The sequence below is a fragment of the Methanolacinia petrolearia DSM 11571 genome (genome assembly GCF_000147875.1).
Classification (GTDB): Archaea; Halobacteriota; Methanomicrobia; order Methanomicrobiales; family Methanomicrobiaceae; genus Methanolacinia; species Methanolacinia petrolearia.
Genome location: NC_014507.1, coordinates 725,801 through 739,798, shown reverse-complemented (window position 1 = coordinate 739,798; position 13,998 = coordinate 725,801). Strand labels below are relative to the sequence as shown.

The window sequence follows — 13,998 nt, the reverse complement described above, 5'->3', positions numbered from 1 at the left end:
CGGATTTGCATGGGATCTGCAACAACCTTCAACGAGAAAAATACAAAATCCCTGATTTTTTTAGAACATTTATCGAAAACGCGCAATTCAACACCAAACATTACAGGAAATTATTGAAAGAAAAATTGGATCCGCGGCACTATAAAACTTCAATCATCAGAAAAATCGATTTGCCACCGTATAAGATAAATTTCCCCAAAAAATTCCTTTTGTTTCAGGATTATCTTCTGCTCAAGCATCAGAAACAGAAGCGGGATGTAAATCGTGCGTACATCTTTCCGGAGTTCGTCGCAGACAGCAGAAAGCGTTACTTCGCCGGATTTCGCCTCCATATCCTCGAAACATGAATAGATCTTATCCGCGATGTCCTCAAAATCCTCCTCGTGAGCGACACTGACGATATCCTCGGCCTCGAAGAAGAATTCCAACTCAGGAGACGGCCTTCTCCTCTGCCTCCGACGCTGCATCTTTTCGGCAGTCTTCAGCTCTTTGATAAGTTCGAAGAGGGTGACCGGCCTCTTCCTCTGCTTCTTCCTCTTGATCCTCCTCTGGATCTCGCGTTCAAGCCTGTCTATCGGCTCTGCAACATCCCCGAACGAATACTCTCCCTCCTCGTCAAACCCATAATCGTCTTCGTAATAATCGCCCTCCTGTTCCGACCCGGAGACTTCGGGCTCATCCAGGTACTCCGACTTCATCCTGAGAAGGGTCGACGCAAAAAAGAGAGTACGGCCGGATATACGCAGATCCAGCTTCTGCATCCGTTCAAGCTCGGATAAAAAACGATCCGTGACTTCGACTATATCTATGTTCCAGGGATCGATCTCACCGGATTCGGCCATCCGGACCAGAATTTCGACAGGCTCCTCATCCATTATTCTTTACACCGGTGACGTATGTTGACTTGTCCGGCCGGATTGTAACCCCTATAATCCTGTCGGCCCGCTCGACAGTCGGTTTCCTGAGCGAAACGCATATCGTCTGGGCGTTTGCAGAGAGCTCGCCGATCATCTTCGACACACGCTCGACATTCGAGCCGTCAAGCATCATATCGACCTCATCAAGCGCATAGAAAGGTGCGGGCATATACTGCTGTATCGAAAAGATAAACGCGAGAGTTGTAAGGGATTTTTCTCCGCCGGATAGTGCCGAAAGCAGGTGGACCTTCTTACCCCTCGGCTGAACCGCGAACGTCATTCCGCCGGAGAACGGATCGTCTTCATTTTCAAGGACGAGATTGCCGGAACCTTCGGTAAGCCGTGCAAATATTTTCCTGAAGTTCGTATCGATTGCACTGTAGGCCTCCATAAACGAATCAAACTTCAGTTTCTCGTAATGCTCGATACGTTCTATGATCTTGGTCCTTTCGTTCGAGAGAACGGCCTTCTTGGAAGACCTCTCCTCAACCCTTCCGGCAACACGATCGTACTCTTCAATGGCAAGCATGTTGACGGCCCCGATCTTCCTAAGGGCAGATTCCGACTCATCCAGACCTTCTTCGATCTCCTTTAAGGAGAGATCCGTTTCAAAATCGCCTGCAGCTTCGGAGAGTTCGTCAATATTCTGCAGAACCTCTTTCTCCTTCTCGCCCAGGGAGTGGATCTGGAGATCCTTTCTCTCCACCTCCGCCTCGAACGTAATGACGATCTTCTCGACCCCGAGGATCTTCTCGTTGAGGTCGTCTCTCTTCTCGTGCAGGGCGTTGAGTTCCTCGGAAAAGTTCATCCTCTTGTCTTCGAGATCCTCGATAATCTCCTTGTTCTCCTCTATAGCCTGCCTGCATGAAGAGATCTCCTCCTCGAACGAACTGATTCCGGTCTCGAGCTTTTCCCTGTCGAGATCCAGCTCCTCCACGCGTTTCTGGAAATGCTGCCTCTCCCTCTGCAGATCGGAGATATCGGAGTCCTTATTCCGCAGACGCCTGTCGGCCTCCTCATATCTCTTTTTCAGCTGCTCGTAGCTTTCAGTGAGTGCAGGGAGATCCGTATCGTCGTGCCTCTTTCTCAGCTGATTGTATTCGTCCTGGATCTGCTGGATCTCGTTCGAGATATTCTCGACCAGGCCCTCTATCTCGGCAAGCTTCTCTCCCGCACCGCTGACCTCGCCCTGGATCTCCTCCTGGCGCCTCAGGACCCCGTTCTTCTCGTCCTCCAGGTTCTCGATCATCCTCCCGTACTCTTCACTGAGCATCCTGAAGCGGGACATTTGTTCGTCGAAAGTTGATCTCTTCGCACGGCTTTCATCCACTTCGGCAGTGAATCTCTCAACCGCGGATGCGAGATCGGCCTCCTGGACACGAAGCCCGGATATAGCGCCGACCAGCTTTTTGATCTCCTCGTCGGCAGCAACCCCGAACCCGGAGATCCTCTTCTGCTGAGAACCGCCCGTCATCGCGCCGGCCTTCTCGACAAGATCTCCGTCGAGGGTGACCATCCGGTATCTTCCGATCATCTTCCTTGCAGTGTCCATCTTATCAACGACAACCGTAGTGCCGAAGACATGGCGGAAGACAACATCATACCGGGAATCATAATCCAGGAGATTCACTGCATAGTTGATGACATTCTTGTCAAGAGAAGGATAGCTCTCCGGCGCCCGGAGCTTGTTTAATGGAAGGAACGTCATTCTGCCGAGACGTCTTTCTTTCAAAAAGCGAATCGCATCCGCGGCAACGGCGTCATTTTCCACAACTACATTCCGCAGTCTCCCGCCTGCAGCTATGTCGAGAGCGGCAGCATATTCGGCGGGCGCCTTTCCAAGCTGGGCGACTGTCCCTATAACCCCATCCATCCCAAGGACAGCATCGAGGGCATTTCCTCCGGGGCCTCCCGACGCCTGCTGCTGGGCCTCAAGCCGCATGAGATCCCTTTCAAGCCCCCGGATCTCGTTGCGTATTTTTTCCAGGGCGCTGCGGTTTTCAAACAGTTCAACCTCTGCTTTGGACAGGCCGGCATCGATGGTTTTCTTCTGGTCCTCCAGTTTCTTCAGCTCAGACCTGTACTCCACGCAAAGCGAGGACTTGTCGGCAAACTCCTGGTCGATCAGGGCAATTCTTGAAGAAAGGCGCTCCTTTTCATCCGTACGCATCCTGCTCTTTTCGATGAGGACATCCTGCTGGTTGAGAAATTCCGATCTCTCGCCTTTCTTCTTCTCAAGGCCGTCCATCAGCTCGAAGAGCTTCTCCTTCGCCCCTTCCAGCGCACTGCTCTCCTTCTGGAGTTTTGCCTGGACATCCTCGAGATCGGCCCTGAGGCCCGAGACCTCCATCGAGAGATTCGACCGGTCTATGGACATGCTCCGCAGGCTGTCGGAACATTCCTGCACCCTTGACTCGGCCCTCTTTTTGTCCATAAAGACACGCTGGACGGTCTCTTTATTGGATTCTATACTCTGCTGAAGGCGGACGATCGTCTGCTCTGACACCGATATCCGCCCTTTTGCGGACTCGATCTCGGAGAGGAGCTCGAGATACTCCTTCCCGCTCTTCTCGTTGATCTCCTTCTCGAGCTCCAGCACATTTTTGCGAAGCTCTTCGATCTTCTCCTCTTCGGTAACTTTTTTGGAGTTGATCTTCTCTATCTCCTCTTTCTGCGAGAGGATCAACTCCCTGATCGCACCAAGCTCGTTCTTCTTCTCTTTAAGTTTTGCAAATGAGTGGCAGGAACGGAAATATTCTAGTTTTTCACTCCATTCGCGATATTTTACAGCCTGTGCTCTCTCTTTTTCAAGATCCTTAAGCCTTCTCTCGAGTTCTGCGAGGAGAAGTTCTTCTCTCTCGATCCTCTCCCTGACAATCTCAAGCTCGGATAAGGCCTGGTCTCTTTTTTTGTCGAATTCGGCAACACCGGCGATCTCGTCTATGATCTTCCGCCTTTCAACGTCGCTCATCTCCGTAATCCGTGTTATGTCGCCCTGCATTACGACATTATAACCCTCGGATTTTATACCGTGCCTCGAGAGAAGATCGACTATATCGCCCTGTTTACAGCCCCGATCGTCGAGATAATTATAGCTGTAATAACCGTGGGGAGTTCTCTTTATCTTTCTGCGGACCTTGGTTCCGTCTGAAAAAGTTATTGAAACCTCCGCAGTATTTTTCCCGGAATTTAAGTTGATTAAATCGGTAAGTTTTTCGGCCCTGAGACCGCGGGCACTTGAGAGTGCAAGACAAAAGAGAATACTGTCTATAATGTTGCTCTTCCCGGAACCATTTGGCCCGGAAATGACAGTGAAACCTTCATAAAAAGGTATTTTAGTCTTTTTTGCAAAAGACTTGAAATTATCAATCTCCAGTTCGGTAATATACAAAGACCGCTACTCCTCAGGGGCTGTTAGGGATATTTACCCAAAATTAACGCCTATTATCTGCTGCTCTTTCTTTTGATCTCTATCGAATCGTCGTCATCTGCATATATAAGAGGCTTCGACTCTTTCGGGTCGCCCCTTCTCCCTGCAGATCTTCCCGAATTCCTGTGATCGGCAACAATCATCTCTTCCCCGGACCGTTCTTCGGGCTGCATAGTCCCGTCCGGCTGTATGATCATCTTTTTTTCTTTAGGAGCCGGCGGGGCCGCCGCTTCTGCAACTGCTGCCTTTCTTTCTGCGTTTGCCGAAGGAGATACGACCGGAGGATATCTCCTGGACTCCCTTGGAGTCCTCTTGGGGACATTAACCGAATCTTCATCTATCGATTTCGAGATCTTCTGGAGGCATGCCTTGACATCAAGCATCTCTTCCATAAGGCCTTTCATAAGTCCGTCGATCTCATTTATCCGCTTTTCAATACTCTTGATCCTCTCTTCGCCAACAGGATTTCTTTCATTATACTCATGTATACTGTCTCTCAGCATCTGAATCTCCCGCTCCTTTTCCTCGAGCACATGCTCAAGATCCCTGACTTTTGCATCCGAATTCATATCTGACATCTGGAATTCCCCGGGTTAAATAAAGGTAATCTTATAACTTTAATAATATTTGGCATAAAAAAAGAATCACATCTTATTTAACAGTTGCCGGAGCGTATCCACCTGAAGACTTATGCCGGATATGCGCATCCTGCAGACTAATCATCAGGGAACCTGAAAAACGCAATCACATCTCCGCAATACAAACATAACCCGCATCCGGTGTAGAAACAATATAATCTCTTCAGGTCAAACACTTTTGCATATGTCCTACCTGTCAGATACAGATCCGGAAATATTCAATCTGATTGAAAAAGAGAGAATGCGTCAGATTAACGGCCTTGAACTGATCGCATCGGAAAATGTTGTAAGCAAAGCCGTTCTGGAAGCCGTAGGCTCGATAATGACAAACAAATATGCCGAAGGATACCCCGGCAAAAGATACTACGGCGGCTGTGAATTCCACGACATGGTCGAGAACCTCGCACGCGACAGGCTGTGCGAACTCTTCGGCGCAGAGCATGCGAACGTCCAGGCTGTTTCGGGAAGCCAGGCGAACCAGGCGGTTTATTTCGCATTCATGCAGCATAAGGATCTCATGATGAGCCAGGACCTCTCGCAGGGCGGACATCTTTCGCACGGCTCACCGGTAAATATTACAGGGAAATGGTACAGCGTATCGCATTACGGCGTGGACTCCGAGACCGAAACGCTCGACTATGCCCAGATTGCTGACCAGGCAAGGAAAGAGAAGCCGAAGATGATCGTCTGCGGTGCAAGTGCCTACCCAAGGATTATCGATTTCAAGGCATTCAAGGAGATCGCGGAAGAAGTTGGTGCATACTGTATGGCCGATATCGCACACATCGCAGGTCTTGTTGCAGGAGGCGCCCACCCTACATCAGTAGGAGTAGTCGATATAACAACAACAACCACGCACAAGACGCTTCGCGGACCGAGAGGAGGTGCGATAATGTGCGGAGAAGAGAACGCACAGGCAATCGACAAGTCCGTATTCCCCGGAATGCAGGGAGGGCCTCTCATGCATGTAATCGCAGGAAAAGCGGTTTGCTTCCACGAGGCTCTTCAGCCTTCATTTAAGGAATATGCAAAGCAGATCGTCAAGAACTCGAAGGCGATGGCCGAAGTCCTCATTGAAGAAGGTCTCGACCTCGTATCCGGCGGAACCGACAACCACCTGATTCTTCTCGACCTGACGAACCTGAGCACAAACGGCGACCACCTCACGGGTCTCGAAGCCGAGACATATCTCGGAGAGGCAGGCATAACGGTAAACAAGAATACAATCCCGAGAGAGAAGCTCAGCCCGTTCGTGACATCCGGCCTTCGTATCGGAACGCCCGCAGTAACGTCACGCGGAATGAAAGAAGACGAGATGAAGCAGATCGGGCACTGGATTGCAAGGGTTCTCAAGGACGTATGCAAGAACAAGAACTCCAAGGCCGAGATCAGCGAGGTTAAGAAGGAAGTGGAAGCCTTCGCCTCAAAATATACGTTATATCCTGAAGTCTCATGATACTGAACGGAAAAGAGCTCTCGGAAAAGAGACTCGCGATCGTAAAATCGGAGATCGAAAAGACGGACCTGAAACCCTGTCTTGCAACCGTGATCGTCGGAGAAGACCCGGCCTCGCAGCTGTACGTCAGGATGAAGCACAACGCCTGCGGAAAAGTCGGCATCAGGTCCGTGGGAGTCGAGCTTCCGGGGGACTCCATGACTGAGGATGTCATAAACGCCGTTGAAAAACTCAACAAAGACCCTGCGGTGCACGGGATACTCGTCCAACTCCCCCTTCCCAGGGGAATCGATACCGAGAAGGTCATCGAATCTGTGATTCCTGAGAAGGACGTGGACGGCTTTCACCCGTTAAACAACGGCAGGCTTTTCAGCGGAAGGCCGGACTTCGTGCCATGCACTCCGGGCGGAATCATGACCATCCTCAGGGAGTACGAGATAGACCCGGCCGGAAAGAAGGCGGTTGTCATAGGAAGATCGGTGGATGTCGGAAGACCTATGGCCGCACTCCTGATCAATGCCGATGCAACGGTCACGGTATGCCATTCGAAGACGCAAAATCTTGCAGAAGAGACTTCAAAGGCCGACATTCTCATATCTGCCATTGGCCGGGCGAGATTCGTCGGGCCTGAGATGGTTAAGAAGGGTGCGGTCGTAATCGACGTAGGCACAAACCATGACGAAAACGGGAAGCTCTGCGGCGACGTGGACTTCGAGAAGGTCGAACCAATCGCTTCGGCAATAACTCCCGTTCCCGGCGGAGTCGGGCCCATGACCATCGCGACGCTCATGGAAAACACTCTGGAATCGGCCAGAAGACATGCGAACCTGTAATATAGATAAAATAACCGTTGGGGGAGACAATCCCGTAAGAATAATGGGTGTTGTCAACTGTAGCCCCGAATCCTTTTTTTCCGGTTCTTATACAAGGCCCGAAGGTGTATATGAACAGGCGGCGCTTCTCGTCGAGAAAGGTGCCGACATAATCGATATCGGTGCGAGAAGCACGGCCCCTCTTTCGGCACCGATCTCCCTGGCAGAAGAGTCGGAGCGGATGAAGACCGCACTCTCGGAATTTTCCGGCAGCGGCATCCCCGTCTCGGTGGATACGATGTATCCTGAAGTGCTTGAGACATGCCTTAAATACGATATAAGCTGCATCAACGACATCCACGGGCTTGCAAACGAGAAGTTCGCAAAGGTTGCCGGGGACTCGGGCCTTCCCGCCGTCCTTATGGCATCATACGATCTGCCCGGCGACCCGAAGGGTTTTGATGCAATATGCGACGCACTTAATGTAGTATTGAACCGGGCCAGGGAAAACGGGATCGACGAGATCATCCTTGACCCGGCAGTGGGACGATGGACACCGGAAAGGACATCCGAGGACGACTGGGAGATCGTCAGGCGTTTTGACGAGCTGAACGCATTCGGCTACCCCCTTCTTGCAGCGGTTTCGAGGAAGACATTTATCGGAGACCTGGTAAATGCCCCTCCCGAAGGAAGACTCCCCGGAACTCTTGCCGTAACCTACAGCCTCCTGGAGACAGGAGCGGCGATCGTCAGGGCTCACGACGTTTCCGATACAAAAGATTTAATCAGAGTATTTGAAAAGTTAAACAGGTTATAATGGGCAGTTCTTTTCAGGTTTTTGGTATAAAAACGAAGATATTGATCCCCGGCGACGATATGGCCGAAATAATAATCGATGAATCCAGCCAGGCCGGAGGCATCTTAGACGGAGATATTATTGCCATTGCCGAGAGCGGGCTTGCAACGACGGAAGATGCAATAGTCAGGCTTTCAGATGTGACCCCCTCAGAAAAGGCGTACGAATATGAACGGATGTATAAGATCGATGCAAGGCTCGCCGAGATCGTAATCTCAGAAAGCGACAGCATCGCGGGCGGTATCCCCGGGTTCCTGTTAAGCCTTAAAAGCGGGACTCTTCTTCCTAATGCAGGCGTCGACGGTTCGAACGCACCGCCGGGCTGCGTGGTAACCCTCCCGAAAGATCCGGATGAAAGTGCAAAGAGAATCCATGATAAGATCCTGGAAAAGACCGGAAAAGAGACCGGAGTTCTGGTAATAGATTCAAGGACGCACGCAATGCGCCTTGGGTGCTCCGGAGTCGCAATAGGCTGCTACGGTGTCTCAGCAATTACAGATGAAAGAGGAAAAAAGGATCTCTTCGGGCACGAACTTGAAGTAACGAGACTTGCAGTCGGCGACAACCTTGCGTCAGCCGCTGAACTGGTAATGGGAGAATCAGACGAGTGCACTCCTGTTGCGATAATAAGGGGCCTTTCCAAATATATCTCAAAAGGAAGCTCCGGTGTCGGTTCGATCGAACCTTCAGAGTGCCTCTTCATGGGAGTCGCGATGAACTCCAACCCTGCCCTTATTGACAGAGATCGTAAAACCGAGTGATTCCAGGTACCGGCGGCTCTCCCCGTTTCCGTGCAGGAGAATCTCGACAAGGTCCTCTTTTTCATCTATATCCGTCGACATGCGGAACGTATCGATCACCTCGACGCTGAGACCTGCCTCCTTTGCAATATTCATGTGATCGAGGAAGCTTGCACCGTAAAAATCGACCCTGAACCTGGACGGCTCCTTTATGAATATCGTATTCGTTCCCCCTCCCCGACCCGGGACTATTGCGCAGTCCGATTCGACAGAAAGTATTGATTCAATGTTTTCAAGAGTGACGAGCGGGATGTCCGACATTATTATCAGTATGGGTTCATCGGTTTCGGAAAGAAATTCGTTCAGGGCTTCGTTTAAGCCGAGCTCTTTGACGACTGTGGACGCTCCGTCAACATGATATTTCTCCGTCGATAGCAGTATTGTGCTGCAGCCTGCAAGTGTGGTCTTTTCGACGACGTCCCTGAGCATCATCAGGGCGAACTTCTCACGCTCCGCCTGATCCAGGACACACGAAAGTCTCGTCTTCGGATTTTCCGGCCTGAACGGAATTACAGCAATAACCATTATGAAAACCGTTGTACGTTATCGATAAAAAATTGTTTCAAAAGGATTTTTTTCAAAAGATTTCCTTTCGATTCCATTCGTTTATTTCCCGAATTATTTATCAAAGAAGAGGTTGCAGTGACAGTTGCCGTCTTTTTCAACCTCGTCCTTATGGAATATGCACGGGCAGATAATCTCTTTGTCCTTCTCGGGATCGCCGGATCTTATCCTGCACGGGCAGTACCTCTCACCGAACTTCAGTTTGTTCCTCGCAAGTCCTTTAAGAACCGCCTTTTTCTGTTGCTCGTCCTTGTTCAGCTTATAGCCGCTTTCATCGGCATAAGACTCCGCCCACTCCTCGATCTCCCCGGACAACGCCTCGATCTCTTCCTGTGATATTTCATCGTTTGCCATTCTTTTGCTCCGAATTATTCTCTAACAGGATTCTATGTAGGATATCATCGAATCGAAGATCTTCTTTCCGTCAGTCGAACCGAGGATCTCCTCCGACGCCCTCTCGGGGTGAGGCATCATTGCAAGAACGTTTCCCTTCTCCCCGAGAATCCCGGTGATATTCCCTGCCGCACCGTTAGGATTTGCTTCAGGAGTAACATTCCCCTTCGAATCGCAGAACCTGAATGCAATCCTGTTCTCCTTCTCGAGCCTTGTGAGCGTGTCATCGTCCGCAACGTACCGCCCTTCCTTGTGGGCGATCGGGATGCTGATGACTTCCCCCTCCTCGTAGAGGCTTGTAAAAGGCGACGTATTGTTCTCCACTTTCAGATAGGCCTTTTCACAGATAAACTTCGGGTACTCGTTTATCGTAAAAACACCCGGGACCAGCCTGCTCTCGGCGGAGATCTGGGCGCCGTTGCATATGCCGATTACCAGTCCGCCCGCATCCGCGTGCCTGATCACGTCCTTCATTATCGGGGTCCTTGTGGCGATCGCCCCTGCACGGAGATAATCCCCATAGCTGAAGCCGCCTGGGATCAGTATCGCATCGTATTTGCGGGCAAGGCCTTCCTTATACCAGACCGGATCGGTATCGATCCCGCATACATCCTGCAGCACATGAACAGCATCCAGGTCGCAGTTGCTTCCGCCGAACCTGATTACGGCAAATCTCATTATTTTAAACCCCTGATACCTCGATCTCGTAGCTGTGGATTACCGGGTTTGCAAGGAGGCGATCGCACATATCCTGCCCCTTCTGCCTTGCAGCATCCTCACTGCTTTCGTCGACTTCGATAAAGAACACCCTTGCCGTGCCGAGCGACTCTACATTAAAGCTGAGATTGTCAAGTGCGTGTTTAATTGCAAGCGCCTCGGGATCGAGCATCCCTTTTTTTAACGAGATTGTAATCTTCAAGCTGAACTTCATGGATCCACCTAAATATTTTGTCTCTTCCATTCCTCAATCTTTTCGACGACACGACCGTATGCGGACATGACATCCCCTTTTCCGAACCTGTAGACATCCTTGTCAAAAGACTCGCCGGTTTCCTTATCCCAGAGACGCATCGAGTCCATGCTGATCTCGTCCCCGAGGACGATCTCGTCCCCGAGCCTGCCGAATTCGATCTTGAAGTCGACGAATACAAGGCCAAGTTTGTCGAAGAATTCGAAGAGTATCTTATTGATCTTCAGTGCCATCTCGCGGACTTCTTTCAGCTCTTCGGGTGTCAGGAGACCGAGGGCATATATGATATCGTCGCAGATGGGAGGGTCTCCGCGTTCATCGTTCTTGTAATCCGTAACGACCAGCGGCGGATTTAGGACCTGCCCGTTTTCGAACGGGAATTTTTTCACGAGTGAGCCAGCTGCCCTGTTCCTTCCGATGACCTCAAGGGGGATCATCTTCAGTTTCGAGACCAGCATCGTTCTCTCATCGATCATTCCTATAAAATGCGTCTTAATTCCCTTCTCCTCGAGCATGCTAAAGAAGAATGCCGAGACGGTTGCATTATAGACGCCTTTGCCTGAAAACTGGTCCTTCTTTTCACCGTTGAACGCGGTGATGTCGTCCCTGAATACGGCAATCAGTTCATCCGGATTGTCGGTCCCGTAGACGGATTTTGCTTTTCCTTCATAAAGCAGTTCTTTTTTCGCCATGTTAGTTATGCCCTTGAATTATTGTTGCTCATTTCTCTTTCCGATATCATCATTAAGTTTTTCAATAAGGCACTTAAGCCTCTCCGGAAACCAGCCTTTATCGATGTACCTCTGGTATATGCACAACCTCTCTTTCAGCACGTGATCCCCGACTGTAGCCTTCAGTTCGTCGATTGCGGGCCATGGGTGCTCGGGGTTGACATAATCGATCGTTACAGGGGAAACGCCGCCGAGATCGTTGACACCGCACCCGATGAAATACTGCGCATCCGCAAGGTTAGGGGGGATCTGAACGGATATATCGGCAGGCAGGATCTCCCGTGCGGATGATATCGCCGAACAGAACTCCTCTCTTCCCACAGTAGGATAGTCCTTCATATCGGTCCCGTCCTTCGGGCAAAAGTTCTGGACGATGACCTCCTGGATATGCCCATAACGCTTGTGGAGATCACGGATGACTTCAAAGGACTCCTCGCGATCCGCGGCGGTCTCGCCGATTCCCACGAGAATTCCCGTCGTAAAGGGTATCCGGAGCTTCCCCGCATCCTCCATCATCGTGATCCTCACCTCCGGCTTCTTGCCGGGAGAGTTCCTGTGGGCGGGGATCTCAGCGGTCGTCTCGAGCATGAGGCCCATGCTAGCGTTGACTTCCTTAAGCACATCAAGCTCATTGTAATCGAGAATCCCCGCATTGGTATGCGGCAGCATCCCGGAGGAAATGGAAAACTCACACATGTCGTAGCAGTAATCGAGAATTGTAGAATATCCGGTTTTTTCGATGTATCCGGAAAAACCGATCTCCTCTTCAGGTTTTTCACCGAAAGTAAAAAGGGCCTCTGTACATCCCGCAGCGGCACCGGCCCCGATTATGCCTTCCGCCTCTTCGCGGGGCATGACACAGTCCGGCCCTACGGGAGTCCTGAAGATGCAGTAGCCGCACCTGTTCCTGCACACATTGGTCAGGGGTAAAAATACATTGCGCGAGTAGGTGATCTCCCTCTGCTGCATAAACAATATTCAACCTGAATCTTATTCAACCAATCGGAGAATGGAATTTGTCGCCGGTTAAAACCAGCTGTCAAGAGTTTTTTGCCCGGATTTCACCCCGATCCTTTCAAGAACGGAGTTGACCCTATCTTCGGAAAAATCATGCCTGCCGCAGAGGTACGAAACGACTCCCTCGCGGTCCACGTGGGACCATGAAAGGGAATAACCCTTCGACACGGGAGGGTTTAAGAAGAATTCTTTCACGGGGGCGGGATCGAATTCCGGCTCGTTCTCTTCGAAGGTCTCATAAAATTTCCCGGATTTTACGATCTTTAAAGCGGTCTTTGCACCGACACCTTTCACACCGCTGTTGAAGTCAGTGCCGACAAGTATCCCGATCTCGATTAATTCCTCACGTGTGATTCCCTTCCCGTCAAGCAGATCGGAGAGCAGGATCTCTTCGGGATTGACTGTGATCACCCTCCCCCTGACCTTTCTCTTCCGGCTTACGGTCAGGTTCCTGACAAGCCTCGGGGCCCCGAAGAGGAGAGAGTCGTAGTCCTGGGATATAGAGTACCTCACATCCCCGTTCATGGCCATGTACGCCGCTTGTGCCTCCCCCTCGCTCATGGCGTCTATACAGGGAATTCCCATATATCCCAAAAGCTCCTTCGTTCCTGCAATTATTGTCTCGTCGACTCTTGTCGCAGCCCTTGCATGACGGAAGGCGGATACCGTATCCCCTACCTCGACAGCCTGCCTGTAGGCCGTTTCGGCCACCGCTTTTCTCTCCCTGCGCTGTTCGAGAGTCTCCGATTTAAACTCTGGAGGTGCACCGTCAAAGATGAAAACCGGTTTTATATTGTTCTCAAGGAAGGTGGTTATTCGAAAAAAAATCCCGGACAGGTGCGAAGTTACCCGACCTTCCCGGTCCATGAGCGGAGTCCCGTCGGGCTGTCTTATTGTTGTCAGAAACTGGTACAATGCATTATTTCCGTCGACTGCCGCGGTTCCCCGGAGGTCGGCCCAGTCTACGGAAGTTTTATAGTCGGAGATCAGATCCCTTATTGCTACGCCCATTAATTATTCACCAAAAAAGAATTCGGGATATTTAACGATATACCCGGCGGGAAAGTGAACTGACAGTCGCTTCTACATCCCCTACCATCCTGTCGCACTTCTCGTCAATACTTTTGGATATCTCCTCAAAGTTCATTCTCATTGTCATTTCTCTTGCAGATACGGCTTTTTCAAAGCTCTCCAGCCTCCTGCAGAGGGACAATATCAGACCTGCAAGAGAGATCATCATAAGACCTGTCGATACTGCAACTATCCAGTCCTGCCATAACCTGATCACCATTACAAGTGTAGATATGACAAGGATGACTGCAAGAATCACATCCTTCGTTCTTTCTCTTTCATCCATGTTCTTAAATGATTACAGAGAATTAATTAATCTAACTGTCGATATTTATGAAAACGA

15 protein-coding genes are annotated in these 13,998 nt (G+C 50.5%); 4 read left to right on the top strand and 11 right to left on the bottom strand.

Annotated features, from left to right (window positions below; translation table 11 throughout):
* Positions 1–149 precede the first annotated feature (149 nt).
* Genes MPET_RS03665 through MPET_RS03655 form a run of 3 tightly spaced genes read right to left on the bottom strand, consistent with a single transcriptional unit; the run spans position 150 to position 4,925 of the window.
* Positions 150–875 (bottom strand): segregation/condensation protein A, encoded by a 726-nt coding sequence (locus MPET_RS03665; protein ID WP_013328678.1) that lies wholly within the window; start codon positions 873–875, stop codon positions 150–152.
* A complete protein-coding gene (smc, locus tag MPET_RS03660; RefSeq protein ID WP_013328677.1) occupies positions 868–4,308 on the bottom strand; it encodes a chromosome segregation protein SMC in 3,441 nt (1,146 codons plus the stop codon). The genes MPET_RS03665 and smc overlap by 8 nt, the downstream gene beginning before the upstream one ends.
* A 53-nt stretch (positions 4,309–4,361) precedes the next feature.
* Complete coding sequence (locus tag MPET_RS03655; RefSeq protein WP_013328676.1) at positions 4,362–4,925, bottom strand: hypothetical protein; 564 nt, start codon at positions 4,923–4,925, stop codon at positions 4,362–4,364.
* A gap of 244 nt (positions 4,926–5,169) precedes the next feature.
* Here MPET_RS03655 and glyA point away from each other — a divergent pair, with 244 nt between their 5' ends.
* Genes glyA through cofE form a run of 4 tightly spaced genes read left to right on the top strand, consistent with a single transcriptional unit; the run spans position 5,170 to position 8,870 of the window.
* Positions 5,170–6,441, top strand: a complete 1,272-nt coding sequence (gene glyA / locus MPET_RS03650) for a serine hydroxymethyltransferase (protein ID WP_013328675.1) — start codon at positions 5,170–5,172, stop codon at positions 6,439–6,441.
* Positions 6,438–7,274 (top strand): bifunctional methylenetetrahydrofolate dehydrogenase/methenyltetrahydrofolate cyclohydrolase FolD, encoded by an 837-nt coding sequence (gene folD / locus MPET_RS03645; protein ID WP_013328674.1) that lies wholly within the window; start codon positions 6,438–6,440, stop codon positions 7,272–7,274. Before glyA ends, folD begins: the two co-directional genes overlap by 4 nt.
* Positions 7,261–8,070, top strand: coding sequence for a dihydropteroate synthase (folP, locus tag MPET_RS03640; protein ID WP_013328673.1), 810 nt, complete (start codon positions 7,261–7,263; stop codon positions 8,068–8,070). The genes folD and folP overlap by 14 nt, the downstream gene beginning before the upstream one ends.
* Entirely contained in the window at positions 8,070–8,870 is an 801-nt protein-coding gene (gene cofE, locus MPET_RS03635; RefSeq protein ID WP_013328672.1) for a coenzyme F420-0:L-glutamate ligase, read from the top strand. Before folP ends, cofE begins: the two co-directional genes overlap by 1 nt.
* Here cofE and cofC read toward each other — a convergent pair.
* The 8 genes from cofC to MPET_RS03595 all read right to left on the bottom strand — a co-directional run bounded on the left by cofC (position 8,796) and on the right by MPET_RS03595 (position 13,941).
* Entirely contained in the window at positions 8,796–9,434 is a 639-nt protein-coding gene (gene cofC, locus MPET_RS03630; RefSeq protein ID WP_013328671.1) for a 2-phospho-L-lactate guanylyltransferase, read from the bottom strand. The genes cofE and cofC overlap by 75 nt on opposite strands.
* Positions 9,435–9,527: 93 nt before the next feature.
* Positions 9,528–9,827 (bottom strand): ferredoxin-thioredoxin reductase catalytic domain-containing protein, encoded by a 300-nt coding sequence (locus MPET_RS03625; RefSeq protein ID WP_013328670.1) that lies wholly within the window; start codon positions 9,825–9,827, stop codon positions 9,528–9,530.
* A gap of 21 nt (positions 9,828–9,848) precedes the next feature.
* Positions 9,849–10,544 carry a phosphoribosylformylglycinamidine synthase subunit PurQ gene (gene purQ, locus MPET_RS03620; protein ID WP_013328669.1) on the bottom strand — a complete coding sequence of 232 codons (696 nt, stop codon included), beginning with the start codon at positions 10,542–10,544 and terminating at the stop codon, positions 9,849–9,851.
* Positions 10,545–10,548: 4 nt separating this feature from the next.
* Positions 10,549–10,797 carry a phosphoribosylformylglycinamidine synthase subunit PurS gene (gene purS / locus MPET_RS03615; RefSeq protein ID WP_013328668.1) on the bottom strand — a complete coding sequence of 83 codons (249 nt, stop codon included), beginning with the start codon at positions 10,795–10,797 and terminating at the stop codon, positions 10,549–10,551.
* Between the two features lie 8 nt (positions 10,798–10,805).
* Positions 10,806–11,528: a phosphoribosylaminoimidazolesuccinocarboxamide synthase gene (gene purC / locus MPET_RS03610; RefSeq protein WP_013328667.1), complete on the bottom strand. Its 723-nt coding sequence runs from the start codon at positions 11,526–11,528 to the stop codon at positions 10,806–10,808.
* A gap of 18 nt (positions 11,529–11,546) precedes the next feature.
* Positions 11,547–12,536 carry a 7,8-didemethyl-8-hydroxy-5-deazariboflavin synthase subunit CofG gene (cofG, locus tag MPET_RS03605; protein WP_013328666.1) on the bottom strand — a complete coding sequence of 330 codons (990 nt, stop codon included), beginning with the start codon at positions 12,534–12,536 and terminating at the stop codon, positions 11,547–11,549.
* Positions 12,537–12,593: 57 nt separating this feature from the next.
* A complete protein-coding gene (gene fen, locus MPET_RS03600; protein ID WP_013328665.1) occupies positions 12,594–13,595 on the bottom strand; it encodes a flap endonuclease-1 in 1,002 nt (333 codons plus the stop codon).
* A gap of 31 nt (positions 13,596–13,626) precedes the next feature.
* Positions 13,627–13,941 carry a hypothetical protein gene (locus MPET_RS03595; protein ID WP_013328664.1) on the bottom strand — a complete coding sequence of 105 codons (315 nt, stop codon included), beginning with the start codon at positions 13,939–13,941 and terminating at the stop codon, positions 13,627–13,629.
* Between the last annotated feature and the right edge of the window lie 57 nt (positions 13,942–13,998).